18 protein-coding genes and 4 tRNA genes are annotated in these 20,761 nt (G+C 58.7%); 10 read left to right on the top strand and 12 right to left on the bottom strand.

Features of this window, described 5'->3' with window-relative positions; genetic code table 11:
* Positions 1–110: 110 nt before the first annotated feature.
* The 3 genes from FFT87_RS09065 to FFT87_RS09055 all read right to left on the bottom strand — a co-directional run bounded on the left by FFT87_RS09065 (position 111) and on the right by FFT87_RS09055 (position 410).
* Positions 111–182, bottom strand: a tRNA-Val gene (locus FFT87_RS09065).
* Between the two features lie 45 nt (positions 183–227).
* Positions 228–298: transfer RNA gene (locus FFT87_RS09060), tRNA-Cys, on the bottom strand.
* Positions 299–338: 40 nt separating this feature from the next.
* A tRNA-Gly gene (locus FFT87_RS09055) sits at positions 339–410 on the bottom strand.
* A gap of 116 nt (positions 411–526) precedes the next feature.
* Between FFT87_RS09055 and FFT87_RS09050 the strand changes: the two genes are divergently transcribed.
* Both FFT87_RS09050 and FFT87_RS09045 read left to right on the top strand, forming a co-directional pair.
* A tRNA-Val gene (locus FFT87_RS09050) sits at positions 527–599 on the top strand.
* Positions 600–704: 105 nt separating this feature from the next.
* A complete protein-coding gene (locus tag FFT87_RS09045) occupies positions 705–1,535 on the top strand; it encodes an EI24 domain-containing protein (RefSeq protein ID WP_219948421.1) in 831 nt (276 codons plus the stop codon).
* On the opposite strand, the gene FFT87_RS09040 is transcribed toward FFT87_RS09045, so the two are convergent.
* Together FFT87_RS09040 and zapE are read right to left on the bottom strand one after the other, a co-directional pair.
* Positions 1,458–2,537 (bottom strand): ammonium transporter, encoded by a 1,080-nt coding sequence (locus tag FFT87_RS09040; protein ID WP_219948420.1) that lies wholly within the window; start codon positions 2,535–2,537, stop codon positions 1,458–1,460. The genes FFT87_RS09045 and FFT87_RS09040 overlap by 78 nt on opposite strands.
* Before the next feature lie 110 nt (positions 2,538–2,647).
* Entirely contained in the window at positions 2,648–3,661 is a 1,014-nt protein-coding gene (gene zapE / locus FFT87_RS09035; RefSeq protein ID WP_219948419.1) for a cell division protein ZapE, read from the bottom strand.
* Positions 3,662–3,800: 139 nt separating this feature from the next.
* On the opposite strand from zapE, the gene FFT87_RS09030 reads away from it, so the two are divergent.
* Positions 3,801–4,700 carry a sulfurtransferase gene (locus FFT87_RS09030; protein WP_219948418.1) on the top strand — a complete coding sequence of 300 codons (900 nt, stop codon included), beginning with the start codon at positions 3,801–3,803 and terminating at the stop codon, positions 4,698–4,700.
* Between the two features lie 9 nt (positions 4,701–4,709).
* The gene (locus tag FFT87_RS09025; RefSeq protein WP_219948417.1) at positions 4,710–5,147 is read left to right on the top strand and encodes a SufE family protein; all 438 of its coding nucleotides are present in this window, start codon (positions 4,710–4,712) and stop codon (positions 5,145–5,147) included.
* Here the strand turns inward: FFT87_RS09025 and FFT87_RS09020 are convergent.
* Complete coding sequence (locus FFT87_RS09020) at positions 5,144–6,400, bottom strand: alpha/beta hydrolase (RefSeq protein WP_219948416.1); 1,257 nt, start codon at positions 6,398–6,400, stop codon at positions 5,144–5,146. The genes FFT87_RS09025 and FFT87_RS09020 overlap by 4 nt on opposite strands.
* Positions 6,401–6,479: 79 nt before the next feature.
* Between FFT87_RS09020 and FFT87_RS09015 the strand changes: the two genes are divergently transcribed.
* From FFT87_RS09015 to FFT87_RS09000, 4 genes are all read left to right on the top strand, one after another.
* Positions 6,480–7,076 carry a DUF3000 domain-containing protein gene (locus FFT87_RS09015; protein ID WP_219948415.1) on the top strand — a complete coding sequence of 199 codons (597 nt, stop codon included), beginning with the start codon at positions 6,480–6,482 and terminating at the stop codon, positions 7,074–7,076.
* Positions 7,069–8,325, top strand: coding sequence for an HRDC domain-containing protein (locus tag FFT87_RS09010; RefSeq protein ID WP_219948414.1), 1,257 nt, complete (start codon positions 7,069–7,071; stop codon positions 8,323–8,325). Before FFT87_RS09015 ends, FFT87_RS09010 begins: the two co-directional genes overlap by 8 nt.
* A gap of 149 nt (positions 8,326–8,474) precedes the next feature.
* A complete protein-coding gene (locus tag FFT87_RS09005) occupies positions 8,475–9,599 on the top strand; it encodes an acetyl-CoA C-acyltransferase (RefSeq protein WP_370628582.1) in 1,125 nt (374 codons plus the stop codon).
* A 2-nt stretch (positions 9,600–9,601) separates the two neighbouring features.
* Complete coding sequence (locus FFT87_RS09000) at positions 9,602–11,725, top strand: 3-hydroxyacyl-CoA dehydrogenase NAD-binding domain-containing protein (RefSeq protein ID WP_219948412.1); 2,124 nt, start codon at positions 9,602–9,604, stop codon at positions 11,723–11,725.
* A gap of 94 nt (positions 11,726–11,819) precedes the next feature.
* Here FFT87_RS09000 and dxs read toward each other — a convergent pair whose 3' ends face one another.
* From dxs to dut, 5 genes are all read right to left on the bottom strand, one after another.
* Positions 11,820–13,766 (bottom strand): 1-deoxy-D-xylulose-5-phosphate synthase, encoded by a 1,947-nt coding sequence (gene dxs, locus FFT87_RS08995; RefSeq protein WP_219948411.1) that lies wholly within the window; start codon positions 13,764–13,766, stop codon positions 11,820–11,822.
* A 141-nt stretch (positions 13,767–13,907) separates the two neighbouring features.
* The gene (acnA, locus tag FFT87_RS08990) at positions 13,908–16,724 is read right to left on the bottom strand and encodes an aconitate hydratase AcnA (RefSeq protein WP_304612876.1); all 2,817 of its coding nucleotides are present in this window, start codon (positions 16,722–16,724) and stop codon (positions 13,908–13,910) included.
* A gap of 181 nt (positions 16,725–16,905) precedes the next feature.
* Positions 16,906–17,637: a DUF3159 domain-containing protein gene (locus FFT87_RS08985; RefSeq protein WP_219948409.1), complete on the bottom strand. Its 732-nt coding sequence runs from the start codon at positions 17,635–17,637 to the stop codon at positions 16,906–16,908.
* A 2-nt stretch (positions 17,638–17,639) separates the two neighbouring features.
* The gene (locus tag FFT87_RS08980) at positions 17,640–18,245 is read right to left on the bottom strand and encodes a DUF3710 domain-containing protein (protein WP_219948408.1); all 606 of its coding nucleotides are present in this window, start codon (positions 18,243–18,245) and stop codon (positions 17,640–17,642) included.
* Entirely contained in the window at positions 18,242–18,706 is a 465-nt protein-coding gene (gene dut / locus FFT87_RS08975) for a dUTP diphosphatase (RefSeq protein WP_219948407.1), read from the bottom strand. The genes FFT87_RS08980 and dut overlap by 4 nt, the downstream gene beginning before the upstream one ends.
* Positions 18,707–18,775: 69 nt before the next feature.
* Here dut and FFT87_RS08970 point away from each other — a divergent pair, with 69 nt between their 5' ends.
* Entirely contained in the window at positions 18,776–19,231 is a 456-nt protein-coding gene (locus FFT87_RS08970) for a DUF3093 domain-containing protein (RefSeq protein WP_255558978.1), read from the top strand.
* Here the strand turns inward: FFT87_RS08970 and FFT87_RS08965 are convergent.
* The gene (locus tag FFT87_RS08965; protein WP_081503495.1) at positions 19,206–19,499 is read right to left on the bottom strand and encodes a DUF4193 domain-containing protein; all 294 of its coding nucleotides are present in this window, start codon (positions 19,497–19,499) and stop codon (positions 19,206–19,208) included. The two genes, FFT87_RS08970 and FFT87_RS08965, sit on opposite strands and share 26 nt — an antisense overlap.
* A gap of 200 nt (positions 19,500–19,699) precedes the next feature.
* On the opposite strand from FFT87_RS08965, the gene sepH reads away from it, so the two are divergent.
* Positions 19,700–20,710 (top strand): septation protein SepH, encoded by a 1,011-nt coding sequence (gene sepH, locus FFT87_RS08960; RefSeq protein WP_219948405.1) that lies wholly within the window; start codon positions 19,700–19,702, stop codon positions 20,708–20,710.
* The last annotated feature ends 51 nt before the right edge of the window (positions 20,711–20,761 follow it).

Raw genomic sequence — 20,761 nt, 5'->3', positions numbered from 1 at the left:
ACTTGCAGCGCGTAATAGGGAGGCACGCTGTGCAGCGAGCCTCAGTGGGCGAAAGCCACATGATGAGGGACGTTAAAAGCAGAAGCCCCGGCGAACCGGGGCTTCATCGGTGAGCGATACTGGGATCGAACCAGCGACCTCTTCCGTGTCAGGGAAGCGCGCTACCGCTGCGCCAATCGCTCATGCTTTTTAGTTATAGTCACTTCAGCTACAAGAAACTCGTAACGAGGTGGAGACGGGATTTGAACCCGCGTATACGGCTTTGCAGGCCGCTGCCTCGCCTCTCGGCCACTCCACCGCACATGGAAAGTGTCAGCGAGGCTGACACTTCCCACTTGAGCGGATGACGAGATTCGAACTCGCGACCCTAACCTTGGCAAGGTTATGCGCTACCACTGCGCCACATCCGCATTTGCAAGCTATTCGGCTACCCGTTTTCGCTTGCTAGATGACTGTATACGAAGTCTGCGTTGAGAGCCAATCCGGTTGCAAGCGTGTCGTGAAGATATGGGAGGATTGCTTTGCAGGGCGATTGGCGCAGTTGGTAGCGCGCTTCCTTCACACGGAAGAGGTCATCGGTTCGAGTCCGGTATCGCCCACCGACCAACGCTGAGAGCTACCGCGAACCTGAGCCCGGCCAAGCCGCAGTTCCGGGGAGCGACGACAGCACGCGCGAGCATCCAATCACCAGCTAATCTTGGGGAATGGCGTCAACACAGCCCACCAAGCCACGCGCATTAGGCGACTTTTTCCGTGGCGTTGGGTTCCTCTTCCGCGGTTTTCGCATCTGGATCACGGCACCCCGCCTCATGTTCCTCGGCATGATTCCCGCCGCCATCGTTGGCGCAATTGCGATCGCACTAGTAATCACTCTTGCCGTTGCTATCGAGCCGATAGCAAGCTTTCTTACCCCATTCGCCGACGACTGGGATGAACTCCCCCGCGGTGCGATTCGGTTCGCCGCCGGATTGGCGCTACTCCTCGCGAGCATCCTGGTCATCGTGAATACCTACACGACCGTGACGCTTATGGTCGGAGACGCCTTTTACCGCAAAATCGCCAATCACGTCGATTCGCTCCACGGTTCACCTCCATCACCGCCGTCTCAGGGGTTCTGGCGAGATACACGGCGCGGTCTGGGGGAAGGCGTACGCGTGCTCATTCCCACCGTTGGCCTAGCGCTTCTTGTGTTCGCGCTTGGCTTTGTTCCCGTCATCGGCACGATTCTCGCGGCGACCTCTGGCGCCATCCTCGGAGGCTGGCTGTTGGTCGTCGAACTTGCCAACATCCCCTTCGAATCCCGGGGCATGCACCTCACTGCCCGGCGACGGGCGCTGCGGGGGTCGCGGGCACAGTCGCTAGGGCTAGGAGCAGCCACCTATCTCGTGTTCCTGATCCCGTTCGGAGCTGTGATCGCAATGCCCGCGGCTCTGGCCGGCGCGACGCTTCTCACGCGATCACTTCTCGGCGAGAACAGGAGCGCTGACAATCAGCTCACGCCTGCCGACCTTGCTCAGCAGCCACCAGCATCCTGACGAAACCACAAACGAGTAGCTCGCGGTCGCAATAACGCTCAAAGCTTGATCCTGAAAAATTGTGGTCTGCCCTGTGAAGAGAAAACCCGAACCGGTCGCAAGCACGCCGAGCGACACAACCCCGAGGCCGCCGCCGAGTAAGTGCGTGTTGACGAGGAATCGCAATAGATTTCCCAAAGGCGAGCCACGTCGCACCGTGAAGACGCTGGCCACAGCTCCCGCGATCAAACCCGCCACCGCGGCCGATACCGGGGTGAATAGCGGCGCGCCTGCGGTAACCGCGATAAGGCCGCTCACGAGGCCTCCCGCGAGCGATTTGAGGCTGATCACCCCATGACCGATCCACTGAACGGCTATCCACCCGCAAGCGCCAGCAACGGCACTCACCATTCCATTGACCAAGATCAGGCCCACCACATCATCAACAGCAAACTCAGCACCGACTAGCCAAACGATCCAGGATGCCACGACGGCCGTAAGAGCGACGGCTCCCAAGGGAATGGGCACAAGCATCCGAGGGCCACGAATAAGGGTTTTTCGTTCCACGAACAGGACTGCCAGCATTCCGGCGCCGACCGCAACGCTCATGACGAGTGCACCGCCGTGATCGATAGGGCTCAGCCCGAAAGGGGAGGTTGCATCGAAGGGTTCGAAGGTGCGAATTGCGGTTGGCACGAACACGCCAATGGCCCAGATCGCGCTGTAGGCCAGACTTCGCCCAAAGGGCGCCCCCGCACTCCTCGCGACAAGGGTCACCAAGTAACAGCAGATTCCTCCGAGCAGAGCAAGTGACGGCATCATGATCAGCCTGAGGCTCGTAGACATGATCGGGCCTAGAACCAACCAGGCAACGACACCGGGAGCCGCACAGGCGAGAGACTCTGACATAACCCGGGCCCACGAGGCTGCGGGTAAAATTGGCGCGTACAGAACGATTAGCGCCGACAACAGAACCGCAAGAGCAATAACCCCAATGGTCGCCGCCGCTAATTCTTCCGCCACAGTGAACCTCCCCGGGCATAGTCTTATGCCTTGTCGGGCATCGACGCAATGGCTAAGGCAAGAACCACTCGCGACCACTGACGTTCATCGCGATTAGTCGCAAATCTGGCCTAAGTCGCGTTAGACGTCAGCGCGATGAGACGAGAGACTGCGCGCAAATATTTCTTGCTGTACCCGCCGGCAAGCATGTCGTCGGGAAAGACGTCATCTAGAGCAGTTCCCTCGGCATAAATACGCACTTGAGCGTCGTAGAGCCGATCGACAAAGGCAACGAACCGCAGAGCATCCGTCTGGTTCTTAAACGGATGCACGCCCGTCAGCCCAATCGCGTCGATTCCCTCAATGAGTTTTACGTAGCGAGAGGGATGCACACCAGAGAGGTGCTTGAGCACCTCATCAAAGCTGTCCAAAGTTACCGTGCCCGCAACCTTGCCTATTTCCACTGCCGCGTCATCGACCGCAATCGCATGCGCCCCAGTGTCGCGGCGGCGGTAGTCGAGCCCGTCGATGCGAATAGTCTCAAATTTGGCGGAGAGCGAGTCGATCTCTCTCAAGAAGTCTTGAGCAGCAAACCGACCTTCGCCGAGAGCGTTTGGTGGGGTGTTAGATGTTGCCGCAATCTTCGTGCCTGAGGCCACCAGCTCAGACAGAAGCCGAGAAATCAGACGGGTATCGCCCGGATCATCGAGTTCGAATTCGTCGATGCAGACCAGCGAAGCACCCTTCAGTAGCTGAACCGCCGGGGCGTAACCGAGCGCGCCGACCAAGGCCGTGTATTCGATAAAAGTGCCGAAGTACTTTCGACCAGACATCTGATGCCACAAAGCGGCCAGCAAATGAGTCTTGCCAACCCCGAAACCGCCGTCTAAGTAGATTCCCGGTTTGGCTGCAGGAGCTTTCTTGCGCGAAAACAGCCCACCACCCTGCTTTGTCGCGGCCGAAAAATTGCGCATGGCGGCAACGGCAGCGCCTTGAGACTGGTAATCCCGGTCTGGCCGATAGGAATCTAAAGTCGCTCCGGTGAATTGGCGGGGTGGCACCAATTCGGCAAGCATCTGCGCTCCGGTCAATGACGGGATACGATCGACTAGACGCTCAGGAGTCGTAGGCGCAGTAGCGCTCATTCTCAGCCTCGGTTATGTTTCGCAGTCTTACGGCAACGCGGTGTAATCAGCGGCGAATGCGTAATTTTCTTGGGCAAGGGACTAATCAAGCTTAGTTTGAAGCCCGCGCCAGTTTTTCCATTCACAATCGGAGGTAGCTATGACTATCGAACGCGACCCGGCCCCTCAATTCTCTGAGTTCTCCCACCCTGAACGCTTGGTGTCTGCTCAGTGGGTTGAAGAACACCTCGGCGAACCAGGACTCGTCGTCGTGGAATCAGATGAAGATGTTCTCCTGTACGAGACCGGTCACATCCGCGGCGCCGTCAAAATCGACTGGCACACCGACCTGAACGACCCCGTCACCCGCGACTACATCGACGGTGAAGGCTTCGCCGAGCTCATGTCTCGCAGCGGTATCTCGCGCGACAGCACCGTGGTGATCTACGGCGACAAGACCAACTGGTGGGCTGCCTATGCCCTGTGGGTCTTTACGCTCTTCGGCCACGAAGACGTTCGGCTGATGGATGGCGGACGAGCAAAGTGGGAAGCGGACGGCCGCGAGTACACGCTCGAGGTTCCGTCTCCAACGCCGACCGAGTACCCGATTGTGGAGCGCGAAGACTCCGTCATCCGCGCTTTCCGCGATGACGTGCTCGCGCACCTCGGCAACCCGCTCGTCGATGTCCGTTCACCTGAGGAATACAGCGGCGCACGCACCACAGTTCCTGGCTACCCGGAGGAAGGCGCTCTTCGCGCCGGTCACATTCCAAGTGCTCAGAGTGTGCCATGGTCAAAGGCTGTTGCCGAAGATGGCACGTTCCGTCCGCTGTCTGAACTCAACACGATCTACCGCGACGGTGCTGGCCTCAATGACGGTGACGACATCGTTGCTTACTGCCGTATCGGTGAGCGCTCCAGTCACACGTGGTTCGTTCTGAACTACCTGATGGGGTTCCCGAACGTTCGCAACTACGACGGTTCCTGGACCGAGTGGGGCTCTCTCGTGCGGGTTCCCATCGCTATCGGAACTGAGCCGGGCGACGTTCCTTCGCGTTAGACTTAATCGATGAGCGAGCAGCAGATCCCGACCCAACTGGCTGAAATCCGTGACGATTTTTTGAGCCTTGAGCTTCGGGATCAGCTGCAGCTTCTCCTAGAGTTTTCCAACGAATTGCCGGAGCTGCCGGACCGGTATCGCGATCATCCCGATCTATTCGAGCGGGTTGAGGAATGCCAGTCCCCTGTTTTCATCTTCATCGAAGTCGAAAACGATACTGTTCACATGTTCGCGACTGCTCCCCCCGAGGCTCCGACCACGCGAGGCTTCGCGTCGATTCTGGCGCAGGGCCTTTCCGGGCTCAGCACGAGCGAAGTATTGGGTCTTTCTGATGACTTTCCGCAGACGTTGGGCCTTGCCAAAGCGGTGAGCCCGCTCCGGCTGCGCGGAATGACCGGAATGCTGGCGCGAGCAAAACGCCAGATCCGCCTAAAGACCCTCGCTTAGGCCGCCCCAGGCGCATCTGGGTCATCGGCAATAGCAGCACTGGTGACGTAGTCGGAGCTCGCTTCATCGCTGGCGATACTAGCTAGTTGGATGCTCAGCCACTCGCGAATCGCGCCCAGCCACCGTTCGCTGTCGTAGTTCCACAACCGAGTGTGACCGGCGATCTCGAACTCTTCATACGTCACAATGTCAGGACGTAATTCGGCGAGTGCCCGCGACGGCGCAGCAGGAACATAAGCATCGTCTGAGCTGTGCATGAGCAGAATTGGTCTGTCTAGTTCCGCCGCTCGTTCGACAAAGTTCATCGCACGAAGATCGAGCGGGTTGTCGGTGCCGACGAGGAGCCGTGCTTGCTCGCTACCTAATAGTGCCTTCGCCGCGCTTTGGATCGGCGCGGGAATTCGATTGAGCGCTCCATGTAACTCGATAATCGGCCCCCACGCTATAACCGGGGAGTCGAGAATGAGCCCGATTATCATGGCTCGATTGGCCGACAGCATCAACGTCTGCAACACGGTTGCCCCACCCATCGACCACCCCATCAGGATGATTCGCTCGGCACCCGACTGCTGAGCAAAGCAGATCGCGGCATCGACATCCTGATATTCAGTCGAGCCGAGACCGTAGCGTCGATCAGCAGAATCTGGTGCCTCAGTATCGTTGCGGTACGACACTGAGAGTGACGTGAGCCCGGCATCGAAGAATTCTTTCAACGCGCGCACGGTTTCTGGCCTCTGCACACCGCGACCGTGAACATGTATCGCCCACGTTGCAGTCGCTTCAGCAGCCGGAATATGCCAGGCGGGCGCTGGACCCAACTCCGTATCGATAACAACGTCGGAGTACGCGAGTCCAAGATCCGCGGGAGTCAAATAGAACCATCCGCTAGTTCGGGCGTTGTCGCCGGCCTTGGGCTGCCCGAATTGAACCGAGAGCAGCTCGCGCGCTACCCACCGCCGGCTTTGCGAAATTACCGCACCAATTCGCGCGTGCCCGGCTTCGTCGGCAAACCACAGACTAAAACGACCCGGTGCGCGAGTTTCGATCGACGCAGTCAGCACTATGGTCGATTCGCCCAACGCAAGAATCCGCACCGTACTCTCTGCGCGGCCTGGTGGGGTCACCAACTTTCGCGCAAACATTACGGAAAGTGCCGCGCTCAAGGTCAGCCCTATGACTCCGATCGCCGTCACACCAAGCGCGACTCCGCTGACTATTCCGGCAACGACGCGCACTCGTCCTGCTGCTCGCATCCGAAAACCTCCGTCTCGTAGCCGCAGGGACGCGGCGTGCCTCACTAGCGATCGTTCCCCCAAAGCCTAATCTTCACTCGTGCCCGATTCGCCTGCTGGACCTACGCCACCTGCGGCCTTTGCTGCCGCGGTTGAGTCACTTCGTGCTGCAGTCTTGCGCACGGAGCTGGCTGTGACCGAAATCACAGCGCCGTCTCAGATCGCACCGTGGTCTTTTGCCCTAGCTGCGGACGTCACTCCTGTGCGTCATGGCGAAGATTCGGATCTGGGAACCGGTCGGTTTGTGCTCTTGTACGATCCTGAGGTTCCGGATGCGTGGGAAAGCGAATTTCGAATCATTTGTTTCGCTCAAGCACCACTTGAACCAGAGATTGGTGTCGATCCGTTTCTCAGTGAAGTCACGTGGTCGTGGCTCGTTGACGCCCTGGGAAGCCGAGGCGCAACCTACGATCAAGTCTCCGGAACCGCGACGCGAATTTTGTCTACCGGTTTTGGAGAACTTGAGTCTCAGCCCGATGGCGCGCAGATAGAATTGCGCGCTTCGTGGAGCCCGAAAGATCTCAATATGGCCGCACATGTGGAAGGCTGGAGTGAATTGGTCTGCATGTTAGCGGGTCTACCACCAGCGATTGAAGGAGTCACCCTGTTGTCGGCCCGTAAAGTTGGACGTGAGTAGCGTTCCGGAAAGTGCAGCCCCTGAGGGTGAGTCGCACGCAACCCAAGCCCCTCACGACCCCGTCGTTGTTATTGACGATAGGGAGAATTATCTTGCCGCCGTGGCAGCCATCGCAGCAGGTGATGGCCCCATCGGTATCGATGCCGAACGTGCCAGCGGTTACCGGTATTCGCAGCGCGCGTACTTGATTCAGATTTACCGCCGCGGAGCCGGAACCTTTCTATTCGACCCGCCAGCGATCGGTGATTTTGCCGAGCTCAATGACGTGATCGCCGCCGAAGAGTGGATCCTGCACGCAGCGACGCAGGACCTCATGTGTCTGCGCGAAGTCGGCCTTTACCCCACTCGCTTGTTCGATACTGAGCTTGGGGCGCGACTCGCGGGACTCCCCCGCGTTGGACTCGGGACTGTCGTCGAGCATCTGCTCGGAATTCACCTCGCGAAAGAGCACTCGTCTGCTGACTGGTCGACGCGTCCGCTGCCGCAAGCTTGGCTTGTGTACGCGGCCCTCGATGTGGAACTTCTCGTCGATCTGCGCGAAGCTCTCGGTGATCTGCTTGATTCGGCAGATAAACATGACATTGCACAGCAGGAGTTTGACTCCGTCTTGGGCAGGGATCTCAGCAATGTGCGCGCCGAACCATGGCGTCGGCTTAGCGGGGTGCACTCCCTTCGTGGAGGAAAGAACCTTGCCATTGCGCGCGAACTTTGGCTCGCTCGCGACGTCTATGCCCAAGAAGTCGACACTGCCCCTGGTCGTCTAGTACCTGATTCTGCTCTCCTCGCGGCCGCACGCTTCCTTCCGGAGTCAAAACGCCAACTGTCCGCGATGAAAGAGTTCAGCGGTCGAGCCAGCCGTACTCAAATAGATCGTTGGTGGGATGCGATCCAAGCGGGTCTCGCATCAACCGACATCCCCGCGTCCCGCGTTGCCAGCGATGCGCTTCCTCCTCCACGAGTGTGGTCCGACAAAAATCCCGAGGCGGATGTTCGGCTCAAGGCTGCACGCGCCGTGATGTCTGAGCGCTCAGAGGAGATGGCGATTCCGATCGAGAATCTGCTTACTCCGGATTATCTGCGGCGCATATCGTGGAATCCCCCCGCGGAGGTCACCGCTGAAAGTATCGCTGTGGCCCTTGTGGAGTTGGGCGCTCGGCAATGGCAAATTGACACTTCTGCACAGTCAATTGCTCAAGCCTTTGTTGAAGCCCACCAAACGCCTGAGGACTCCGACGACACCAAGTCGTAGGAACAGTCAAAGGATTCCAAACCACAATCTTGGCCACCTAGGATCAGTGCTATATCCAAGGATTTAGTGGAGGCATTGTGGCCAAGGAAACCGAAATTGTATTCGTAGATGGAGTCCGTACTCCATTTGGACGTGCTGGCGAGAAGGGCATGTTCTGGAATACCAGAGCTGATGATCTCGTCGTCAAGGCGATGATTGGGCTGCTGGAGCGTAACCCGCAGATTCCGACCGAGCGCTTCGATGAGGTCGCGATTGCCGCGACGACTCAGACCGGCGATCAAGGTCTCACTATCGGCCGTAGCGCAGCTCTGCTGGCAGGACTACCCACTTCGGTTCCTGGCTACGCCATTGACCGCATGTGCGCTGGTGCCATGACTGCCGTCACCAACGTGGCAGGCGGAATCGCGTTCGGCGCCTACGACCTTGCTATTGCCGGCGGTGTCGAGCACATGGGGCATCACCCCATGGGTTCCGGCGTTGACCCGAACCCTCGTTTTCTCTCGGAGAAGCTTGTCGACCCTGAAGCTCTCAACATGGGAAATACCGCAGAGAAGCTGCACGACCGTTTCCCGCATCTCACCAAGGCGCGTTCCGATGCCTTCGCATTGCGCAGCCAGCAGCGGGCAACCGCCGCGTACGAAGCCAACAACATCCAGCCTGACCTCATTTCTGTTGCGACAAAGAGTGAAGCTGGCTGGGGGCTCGCCACACGCGACGAGGGGCTTCGCCCCGAAACCACTCTCGAAGGACTCGCTGGACTCAAGACGCCTTTCCGCTCCCACGGCCGCATCACCGCCGGCAATGCTTCAGGGCTCAACGACGGGGCAACCGCAAGCATTATTGCTAGTGGGGATGCCGCACGCGAGTTCGGACTGAAGCCGAAGATGCGCATGGTGAGTTTCGCCTACGCCGGCGTGGAACCCGAGATCATGGGCATCGGCCCGATCCCCTCGACCGAGAAGGCACTCCGCAAGGCAGGCCTCTCCATTAACGACATCGGTCTGTTTGAGCTCAATGAAGCGTTCGCAGTGCAGGTTCTGTCTTTGCTCGATCACTTCGGCATCGACGACGAAGATCCTCGCGTCAACCAGTGGGGCGGCGCGATTGCCATGGGGCACCCCCTTGCGTCATCAGGTGTTCGCCTCATGATCCAGCTCGCCGCGCAGTTCGAACAGCACCCTGAGGTGCAATACGGCCTCACTGCTATGTGTGTCGGTCTCGGACAGGGCGGTTCCGTCATTTGGGAAAACCCGAACTACAAGGGAGCAAAATAACGATGACCGAGCAGTTCGCACGACTTTCTGATCTAGCTAAAGACGAAGTAATCACCCACTCCTTTGTTCGCGATGTGCCGCTCTCTGCAGGTCGCACCCTCGCGCTCATCACGCTCGACAACGGCAAAGACCACACCAGACCAAATACACTTGGCCCGGCAACTCTGCTCGAGTTCGCCAAGGTCCTCGACGAACAAAAGGAACGGGCTACCGCTGGCGAGATTCACGGTGTTGCCGTCACCGGCAAGCCGTTCATCTTCGCCGCCGGCGCTGACCTCTCGAAGGTCAGTGAGATCCCTGACCGCGAGACGGGAAAGCAGATGGCCCAGTTGGGTCACTGGGCGCTCGGAAAATTGAGTGAACTCGGCGTGCCTTCGTTCGTGTTCGTCAACGGTCTCGCCCTGGGCGGCGGTGTCGAGATTCCTCTTAACGCCGACTACCGCACGATCGATAGCTCGGTTCCCGCGTTCGCGCTTCCCGAGGTTTTCCTCGGTCTCATCCCCGGCTGGGGTGGCGCGTGGTTGCTCCCCAACTTGATTGGCATCGAGAACGCGCTCAAGGTCGTCATCGAGAACCCACTCAAGAACAACCGGATGCTCAAGGGCCCAGAGGCCTTCGAGCTCGGCATTGCTGACGCCATGTTTGGTCCGGCGAACTTCCTTGAAGATTCGATCCGCTGGGCTGACGGCGTCATCGATGGCAGCACGAAGGTCAAGCGCAAGAACGAGCCGGGCAAGATTGAACGCACCGTGAAGTGGGATGTCGCTATCGGCATCGCCGACAAGATGCTGGCGAACCGCATCGGTCGCGTTGCCAAGTCGCCATACGCTGCACTCGCTTTGCTCAAGGCTGCCAAGAACACCGACAAAAAGACGGGCTTCGAAGCAGAAGACAATGCCCTCGCCGACATGATCTCGGGCGACCAGTTTCAGGCGAGCATTTATGCCTTCAACCTCGTTCAGAAGCGCGCAAAACGACCAGCAGGCGCCCCGGACAAGGACCTTGCTCGCAAGGTGACCAAGGTCGGCGTCATTGGCGCCGGGCTGATGGCACGTCAGTTCGCACTGCTGTTCGTCCGCCGACTGCAGGTCCCTGTGGTCATCACTGACCTCGACCAGGCCGCAACGGATGCCGGCGTCGCCGCCATTCACGCCGAGATCGATAAGTTGCATGAGAAGGGTCGCCTCTCCTCTGACGACACCAACCGTCTTAAGGCGCTCGTCACTGGCACAACGAATAAGGCTGACTTCGCTGACTGCGACTGGGTCATCGAAGCAATCTATGAGGAGCTAGGCGCCAAGCAAGCTGTCTTCGCAGAGGTTGAGCAGTACATCTCCGACGAAGCAATCTTGGCAACGAACACTTCGTCACTATCCGTTGAGCAGATCGGCGCCAAGCTCAAGCACCCTGAGCGCGTAGTGGGCTTCCACTTCTTCAACCCGGTTGCAGTGATGCCGCTGATCGAGGTTGTGAAGACTCCGCACACGAACGATGAGTCGTTGGCAACGGCCATGGTTACCGCCAAGAACCTGCGCAAGAATGCTGTCATCACCACCGATACTCCCGGTTTTGTGGTCAACCGTATTCTCGCCAAGGTTCTCGGTGAGGCCATGCACGCGGTAGATACCGGGACCCCGTTCGAGGTAGTTGAAGAATCGACTCGCCCGTTCGGCCTGCCGATGACTCCATTCGAATTGCTCGAACTCGTCGGCCTCAAGGTCGGCGCTCACGTGCTCGACACCCACCACGCTGCCTTCCCCGAGCGTTTCTTCGAAAGCAAGAACTTGCACAAGCTCGCCGAGCTCGGATTCATTTTCGATCGCGACAGCAAGGGCAAGTCGAAGGGCGTCTCGAAGAAAGCCATCGAGATCGTCAAGGGAGGCAACTCACCGATGACCGCCGAGGAGCTTCAGATCAGGATCGAAGATGGTCTGGCAGACGAGATTCATCGGATGCTCGAAGACGGCGTAGTGGCTGCTGCAGAGGATATCGACCTGTGCCTCATCCTCGGTGCGGGTTACCCGTTCCAGATGGGTGGCGTCACCCCGTACCTCGATCGCGCAGGAGCTTCGGAGCGTGCGTTCGGCGGAAACTTCCACACTCCGCAGATTCGCGGAGTGCAATAGCAGCACCTGTTTTGCACGGTAAAAATGCGAAAGAGGGCCGATCCAGAAACGTTCTGGATCGGCCCTCTTTCGTTAGCCGTGTGGGAGAAAAAGCCTAGGAGCGCTCGGCTCGCAGCGACACGTCCTCTGATTCGGAACCGTTTAACGGGCGCGCAATCGGTATCTTGCTGCCGAGCACCTGTGCAACGACGTCACGAGCAATGTGCTGCGGAGTGAGTCGAACCTGATCGAGGACGTAATCGCGGCTGCCATGGTCGAGGAATTCCGCCGGGAGGCCCAGCTCATTCACTGCTGTGTCTACCCCCTGCGCGCGCATGTCTTGGCGGATGCGGGTGCCAATTCCACCGACTCGAACACCATCCTCGATGGTAATCACCAGACGGTGCTCGGCGGAGAAATCGATCACACTTTGAGCGACAGGAACAACCCAGCGCGGGTCAACGACTGTTGCTCCGATGCCCTGAGCCGCAAGAAGTTCTGCTACCTGCAGACCTGTCTTAGCCATCGACCCAACGGTAACGATGAGTACATCTTTCTGGGCGTCTTCGCGTAACACATCGACGCCATCTGCAGTGCGACGAACGGCGTCGTAGGAGGTGCCGACGTTGCCTTTAGCGAAGCGAATGACCGTCGGAGCATCCTCCACAACCACAGCTTCACCTAACTCCTCACGCAGGCGCTCAGCGTCTCGGGGCGCGGCAATCCGAATGTGTGGGACTACCTGAAGCAGGGCGAGGTCCCACATCCCATGGTGACTCGCGCCGTCAGGGCCGGTAACCCCAGCGCGATCAAGCACAAACGTTACTCCGGCGTGGTGGAGCGCCACATCCATCAGCACTTGATCGAACGCGCGGTTCATGAAGGTTGCGTACAGCGCAACCACGGGGTGCAATCCTCCGAAGGCGAGACCTGCTGCCGAAGTCACGGCATGTTGTTCAGCGATTCCCACGTCATGAACACGTTTCGGATATTTTTCGGCGAACAAATGAAGGCCCGTCGGACGCAACATCGCCGCGGTGATTCCTACAAGCCGCGGGTTCTCGTCCGCCAGCTTGACAATTTCCTCTGAGAAAACTGATGTCCAAGACGCCGCACCGCCCGATTGGATCGGCTCGCCCGTTACCGGGTCGATCTGACCAACAGCGTGAAATTGATCGGCCACGTCGCTGAGTGCTGGCTCATAGCCACGACCTTTTTCCGTGATGGCATGCACAATCACCGGCGCACCATAAGCCTTAGCTTGAGCCAAGACCTCGGTTAGCGCGGCGATGTCATGGCCGTGAACAGGCCCCAAGTACTTAATGTCGAGATTCGAGTACAGCGCCTCATTGTTGCTAAAACGCGAAAGGAATCCGTGGGTTCCACCGCGAATACCGCGGTACAGCGCCCGCCCTGGGCCGCCAAAGGCACCGAAGAACCTCTGGCTGCTGCTGTAGAGCGAACGATAAGAGCGTCGCGTGCGCACGCTGTTCAGAAAGTGAGCCATACCGCCGATCGTCGGCGCGTAGGAACGACCGTTGTCGTTGACCACGATGACGAGATTGCGGCTGTTATCGTCGCTGATGTTGTTAAGTGCTTCCCACGTCATGCCGCCGGTAAGCGCGCCGTCGCCAACAACAGCGATCACATGGCGATCGCTTTGTCCCGTCATCTCGAATGCTCGAGAGATTCCGTCCGCCCAGGAGAGCGAGCTCGACGCATGAGAACTCTCGACTATGTCGTGCTCGGACTCTGACCGTTGCGGATACCCGGCTAGGCCACCCTCAGTCCGAAGCTTCGTGAAATCCTTGCGCCCAGTCAAGATTTTATGAACGTAACTTTGGTGGCCCGTGTCAAAGACGATGGCGTCGCGCGGCGAGTCAAAAACCTTGTGGATAGCAGTCGTGAGTTCGACAACGCCAAGGTTGGGTCCGAGGTGCCCGCCGGTACGAGAGACATTTTCGATCAGAAATTCGCGAATTTCTTGAGACAACTCAACAAGCTGGGCAGTGGAGAGACCGTCAAGATCTCGGGGACCGTTGATTCCCGCGAGTAAATTCATACAACCAGTCTAGGCTCCTTCGCGTTTCATCGAACGATGACGCGCAAGGTTCAAAGGCGGCGCCCAGTCGCTGGGACATACACAAAAAGCGCGTGGCGAGAGCAAAACTCTCAACCACGCGCTTCAGGAGTAAAACGTTAGCTAAACCAGCGAACGCAATACGTATTGAAGAATTCCACCGTTGCGGTAGTAGTCAGCTTCACCCGGAGTATCAATGCGCAGTTTCGCATCAAACTCAACCGTTGACTTGCCTTCGGGCGAATGTGCGGTCGGCACGGCTACGACATGCAGGGTGCTCGGAATGCGGTCATCGTTGAGCTCTTCAACACCGGTGATGCTGATGCTCTCGGTGCCATCGAGTCCGAGCGATTCCCAGCTCTGACCTTCGGGGAACTGGAGCGGCAGAACACCCATTCCGATGAGGTTCGAGCGGTGAATACGCTCAAAGCTCTCACAAATGACTGCCTTGACGCCGAGCAGGCTCGTTCCCTTTGCCGCCCAGTCACGCGACGAACCAGAGCCGTACTCTTTACCACCAAGAACAACGAGCGGAGTTTCCTGAGCTGCGTAGTTCTGAGCCGCGTCGTAGATGAACGACTGAGCGGCATCCGGCGTGGTGAAGTCACGAGTGTAGCCACCCTCAACGCCATCAAGAAGCTGGTTGCGAAGACGGATGTTGGCGAAGGTTCCGCGAATCATCACTTCGTGGTTTCCGCGACGCGAACCGTAGGAGTTGAAGTCCTTACGGTCGATGCCGTGCTCACTGAGGTAGATTCCCGCGGGGCTGTCGCCCTTGATCGAACCAGCAGGGCTGATGTGGTCGGTAGTGACCGAGTCACCCAGCTTTGCAAGAACGCGTGCGCCGGTGATCGAGCTGACTGGAGTGATCTCCATTGTCATTCCCTCGAAGTACGGGGGCTTTCGTACGTAAGTCGACTCGTCATCCCATTCGAAGGTGGAACCGGTAGGCGTAGGAAGGTTCTGCCAACGCTCGTCGCCGTCGAATACACCCGCGTACTCGTGGGTGAACATTTCACGGTCGATCGAGGAATCGATTGTCGCTTGGACTTCGGATGCATCGGGCCAGATGTCTTTCAAGAAGACATCGTTGCCGTCCTGATCTTGACCAAGAGCATCGCTGTCGAAGTCGAAGTTCATCGAGCCTGCAAGCGCGTAAGCGATAACCAAGGGCGGGCTCGCTAGGTAGTTCATCTTGACGTCAGGGTTAATGCGACCTTCGAAGTTACGGTTACCCGAGAGCACTGCGGTGACGGCGAGGTCGTTCTCATTGATTGCACTGGAAATTTCATCCTGCAGCGGACCAGAGTTGCCGATACAGGTCGTGCAGCCATAGCCAACCGTGTAGAAGCCGAGAGCCTCTAGCGATACGTCGAGACCAGACTTCGCGTAGTAGTCAGTGACAACTTTGGAGCCCGGCGCAAGCGTGGTCTTGACCCACGGCTTCGACTTCAGGCCCTTTGCCGCAGCATTCCGTGCCAGAAGTCCGGCGGCCAGCATGACGGAAGGGTTCGAGGTGTTCGTGCACGAGGTGATCGCAGCGATCGCGACGGCACCGTGGTCGAGAGTGAACGAGTCTCCCCCGTCGACGCTCACCGAGGTCGGCGACGATGCGGTGTATGGCGCGTGGCTGGCGTGAGTGTGCGAACGCTCGTGTGCCGAATTTTCATCCTGAGAGGTCAGGCCAATCGGGTCTGACGCGGGGAACGTTCCTTCGACAGCTGCGTCAACTTTGGAGTGATCGTTTGACGCGTAATTGTTGAGGTCGATCTCGAACTGCTTCTTGGCGTTACTGAGCTCAACGCGATCTTGTGGACGCTTCGGTCCAGCAATCGATGGCACCACAGTTCCCAAATCGAGCTCAAGGTACTCGCTGAACGCTGGCTCAATGCTTGGGTCATGCCAGAGCGACTGAAGCTTCGAATACGCTTCGACGAGCTCGACTTGCTCTTCGCTGCGCCCGGTGAGGCGCAAGTAGTCGAGGGTCACGTCGTCGATCGGGAACATCGCTGCGGTCGAACCGAACTCGGGGCTCATGTTTCCGATGGTGGCGCGGTTAGCGAGCGGCACTGCGCCAACTCCTTCGCCATAGAACTCCACGAACTTGCCAACAACGCCGTGCTGACGGAGCATCTGCGTGATGGTGAGTACTACGTCGGTAGCCGTGACACCGGCAGGAATTGATCCGCGAAGCTTGAAACCAACGACCTTGGGGATAAGCATGGAGACGGGCTGTCCGAGCATTGCTGCCTCGGCTTCAATTCCGCCGACGCCCCATCCGAGCACACCAAGGCCATTGACCATCGTGGTGTGCGAATCGGTGCCGACGAGAGTGTCGGGGAAGGCGCGGGTCTTGCCGTCTACTTCACGCGTGTAGGTAACGCGAGCGAGGTGCTCGATGTTGACCTGGTGAACGATTCCCGTTCCGGGAGGGACAACCTTGAAGTCGTCGAACGCAGTCTGGCCCCAACGGAGGAATTGGTAGCGCTCGCCGTTGCGCTCATATTCGAGTTCCACGTTGCGCTCGAGTGCATTTTCGGAACCGAAGAGGTCGGCGATGACCGAGTGATCGATGACGAGTTCTGCGGGAGCAAGAGGGTTGATCTTGGTGGGGTCTCCGCCAAGTTCAGCGACAGCCTCACGCATGGTTGCGAGGTCAACGATGCACGGGACTCCGGTGAAGTCCTGCATGACTACACGCGAAGGCGTGAACTGGATCTCCGTGTCGGGATCCGCGCTCGGAACCCAGGAGCCGAGAGACTCGATCTGCGACTGAGTGACATTCTTCCCGTCTTCTGTTCGCAGCTGGTTCTCGAGGAGAATCTTGAGGCTGAACGGAAGTTTCTCGTAGCCCGGCACCTTGTCGATGCGGAACACTTCGTAATCGGTTGATCCGACTGTGAGTGTGTCTTTCGACCCAAAACTATTGACTGTCGACACTGTCATCTCCCTTGCTACGGTTCTTCAATCCTTGCGCGGAGCGTGTGCTGCATCCAGCAAGGTAAGCCTAAGGCTGTATCGCGCCGCGTGGGCAGCGATCGAAGTCAAAAGTATCTTGACGTCGAGATAAATATACACCATCAGCCGCGCAAGGTCCCGACGCCACGACGAAGTCAGCGAACTACTCGGATGTCGGGCGACCATAGGCTGCGCGCATCAACAACCACGTAACCCACAGCACTGCGGCGTACAGAGGAACGCCAAGAAGTAACTTCATCGTCGCGAGAGCCTGCGTGGCCTCAGCAAAGTACAGCGGAAGCTCGACTGCCAAGCGAACCGCGAATAAGCCCGCCCACATGAACGTGGCGATGAGCGCGACTCTAAATTTGGCTTTGTCACGACGCCAATCAGCGGCGGTCGGAACCAACAACGAAGCGATAGCCCCGACGAGCGGTCGGCGCATGAGCAAGCTCACGACGATCGCGACGAGAAAAACAGTGTTGATAACGAAGCCCGGCAGAAAGTTGTCTTCCGGCCGGCCAGTGATGAGAGCCAACCCCGCAGAAAGTCCGACGCCAAGCACCCCAACGAGTGCGGATGAAATGGGCGTACGAGAGATCAGCCTCACAACGACAAAAACAACAGCTACGGCCACCGGCACAAGAACCGACACAGCGAGCTGCTGAGTCACGGTGTAAAGAACCAAGAAGCTCAGCCCGGGGAGAATCGACTCGATGAGCCCCCGGATGCCACCCATCGCAGCCAAGAGCGCCGAAGCGGTCGGGGCTTCCCCCGGCGCAACGTGTCCCACTGCCGAGCGACGAGCGGCTGACGCCAGAGCCTCCCGAACCGCGGGATCTACCGGCGTCGCGTCATCGCTTGCCGAGCCCGATGGGGCGTCTCCTGAGCTCACGCCTAAGATTCCTTTTCGCCCGTTGCCGGCACGTGAAGCGGAATAAGGTCGCGCGGCGGCATGGGCGTATTTCCGCGAACTACCACGATGGAGCGGAACAGGTCGTCGATCTTGGTCGCGGCTTCGGCACTAGTAAGCGCTTCGCCCGCGATTACGCCGCGCAAGAACCAGCGCGGACCATCTACACCAACGAAGCGGGCAATACGTTTTTCGTCCGGCTTTCCGCCGGCGACAGGTATCTCAGCAAAGACTTCAGGCCCAAAGGTGCCATCGGCGACCTTCGTTGTGCCTCCTTGAGCGTGCACCTGATCGATAATCTGCTGGCGAATCTCATGCCAGAGCCCACTCGAACGAGGTGCGGCAAAGGGCTGAATCTGCAGCGTCGACCCTGCGTAGTCGAGGCCAACGGCGACGACGCGCTTGCTTGCTTCCTCAATCTCCAGTCGAAGGTGTAATTCTTGGCGGGGCAGGATCTTCACTCCACCGAGATCAACATACGGTCGAACCGCATTCGCTTCGCTCTCGTCGAGAGGGCCCTCGCTCGCACGGTTTTCGGGTGCAGACTTGGGCTGATCTTGAGGTTCAAGAGAATCGGTGGTGTCGCTCACGAAGTAGCTCCTTGTTGGGTTGAATCTGCGCGGATTCCTGTCGAGCCGAAGCCAGACTCACCGCGATGACTGCCGGGAAGTGTCGAAACCGGAATAAAACGAGCGCGGGAAACCGGCATAACGATCAATTGCGCGATTCTATCCCCCGGCACGATCTCAAAAGTGGACACCGTGTCGGTGTTGAGCAATGTAACCCGGATCTCGCCGCGATAGCCAGCATCAACGGTGCCCGGGCTGTTGACGACAGTGATGCCGTGGCGCGCGGCCAAACCGCTGCGCGGGACCACGAAAGCGACGTACCCGTCTGGCAACGCAATGGAGACCCCTGTGGAGACAGTGTCGCGTTGCCCCGGCGCCAGCGTGTAGCTGTCGGCCGCATACAAATCGGCACCCGCGTCACCAGGATGCGAGTATGCGGGCTCCTGCCCGCCAGAAATGAGCACCTCTACGTTGTCGATCACCAGTCGAGGCTAGTGCAGAAGAGCGCACAGCCCGAAACGTGCTCGCCAAAAGCAGTGTGTAATGGAGGAGTGACTATCTACCGTGAACGTTTATGGCCAACCGCATGGCTGTACATCAGCACCGCTCTCATCATTCCCGCAAGCATTTTGGTCTTCATGCCCATTAACATCATCGCCGGGTACGTCACCGCTGCGGTGCTGTATGGCGCCATCGTGCTGTTTCTCATGTTCTCAGCGCCGACAATCGAGGTCGACGAGCAGGAACTGCGAGCAGGGAAGGCCACGTTGCCGATTTCGATCATCGGCACGGTATCCACATTCCAGGGGGCGCAAGCCACACTTGAGCGCGGACAACGGCTTGATGCTCGTGCCTGGCTCATGATTCGCGGCTGGGTTTCGCCCGTAGCAAAACTGGAGCTCGTCGATGAGAGCGACCCGACACCATATTGGTTGTTGTCGAGCCGCACTCCCGAGTTGTTAGCTGAAGCGATCGCGCAGTCTAAGCTGCGCACTCCAGGCAAATAGCGCCGAGCTTGGTGTTGTGGTCTACCTGCGAGCGGTGCTTCACAAGGAAGCAGCTCACGCAAGTGAATTCGTCGGCCTGAGGAGGCAGAACAACCACATCGAGGTCGAGATCAGAAAGGTCTGCCCCAGCGAGTTCAAAGTTCGCCGGGTTGTCTGAATCGTCGACATCAACCGAGCCCGACATCTTGTCAGGAACACGCTCTTTAAGAGCCTCGATCGACTCGGAGTCGTCGTCGGTCTTACGAGGTGCGTCGTAGTCGGTGGCCATGCCCATCCACTTCTGTTTTGCGTTGAATCACCGGAATCGGCGGGCACAGTCTCCATGAAAGCGAGCCGAATTGCAAACCGCCGAATCTGCATCACTGTGCAGCGCCTGTGATAACTCCGAACCGAGGCGTGTTATTCCCGCGTTTTGGGGCAACTCCGTGCGATCCTAAAGCGGAATCGTCAGGGCTGGAGAAGTTCACTATGGAAGACCTTCGAGTACTCGAAGTACAAGACGGTGCACTGATTGTTTCAGGCACCGACGGAACGCAGTACCGCCTCGCGGTAGACAGCGTCTTGCAGTCACGCCTGCGCCAAAGCCGCAGCCAAGCAGGGGGCGGCGCCAAGTTAGCTCCCCGCGAAGTTCAAGCTCACATCCGTGCGGGCATGTCGGCTCAGGATGTCGCAGATGTCACGGGTGCTGATCTCGAATATATTCTGCGTTTCGAGGGCCCCGTCATGGCGGAGCGCGCGTTCGTTATTGAATCTGCGCATGCCGTTCCCGTGCATGTCGCAGGGGAAACCGATTCGCTAACGTCGTCTCGCACCTTCGGCTCAGCGATCCAAGAACGACTGCTCGAATTGCACGCGACAGACGAGCGTTGGGCCAGCTGGAAAGACCCCGAGACCGGCTGGGTCGTCAAGCTAGCGTTCGCCGCGAACACCATCGACCACGATGCTCGCTGGCAATTCGACCCGAAACGCCAGTCCCTCGTTCCGCTCAACAATGAAGCCAAAACTCTCTCGCAACAGGGAGAAGCCGCTGGCGCTCTTATTCCCCGGCTTCGCGCCGTGGCTCCCGCTGACCACACGGTTGACGCTGCTCGCTTTGATAGCGGAGCTTTTGACGTCAACGACCTTGACGACGAGCCCGCCCAGGTCCGACCAGCCGAGCTTCCCGTGATGCGTGACCGGAGCGCTGACGCTGGCGTTGGCAACCAAACCGCAGACCTCTTAGACGCGTTACGTCGCCGGCGAGGCGAGCGGGAACCTGCCAACTTCGACAGTGAAGAAGACGATGCTGTTGGGCCGCCAAGCTCAGAGCCGTCGATGCGGCTCCTTGATCCGCCCACTGCTCACGAGCGCCACGACGCGCCGGCACCGCCCCAAGCCTCGGAACCTCAGCCCCCAGCAAAATCGAGACGGCGGAGGGTCGCGATGCCCAGCTGGGACGACATCGTCTTTGGCACAAAGCCTGACGACGACCCTGCCTAGCGCGCGCTAAATTCTGTGAGTTTGCTGCATCTTTGCCGCACAAGGCATTCT

This window comes from Salinibacterium sp. M195, assembly GCF_019443965.1.
Lineage (GTDB): Bacteria > Actinomycetota > Actinomycetes > Actinomycetales > Microbacteriaceae > Rhodoglobus.
This window is presented reverse-complemented; position numbering and strand designations above follow the sequence as displayed.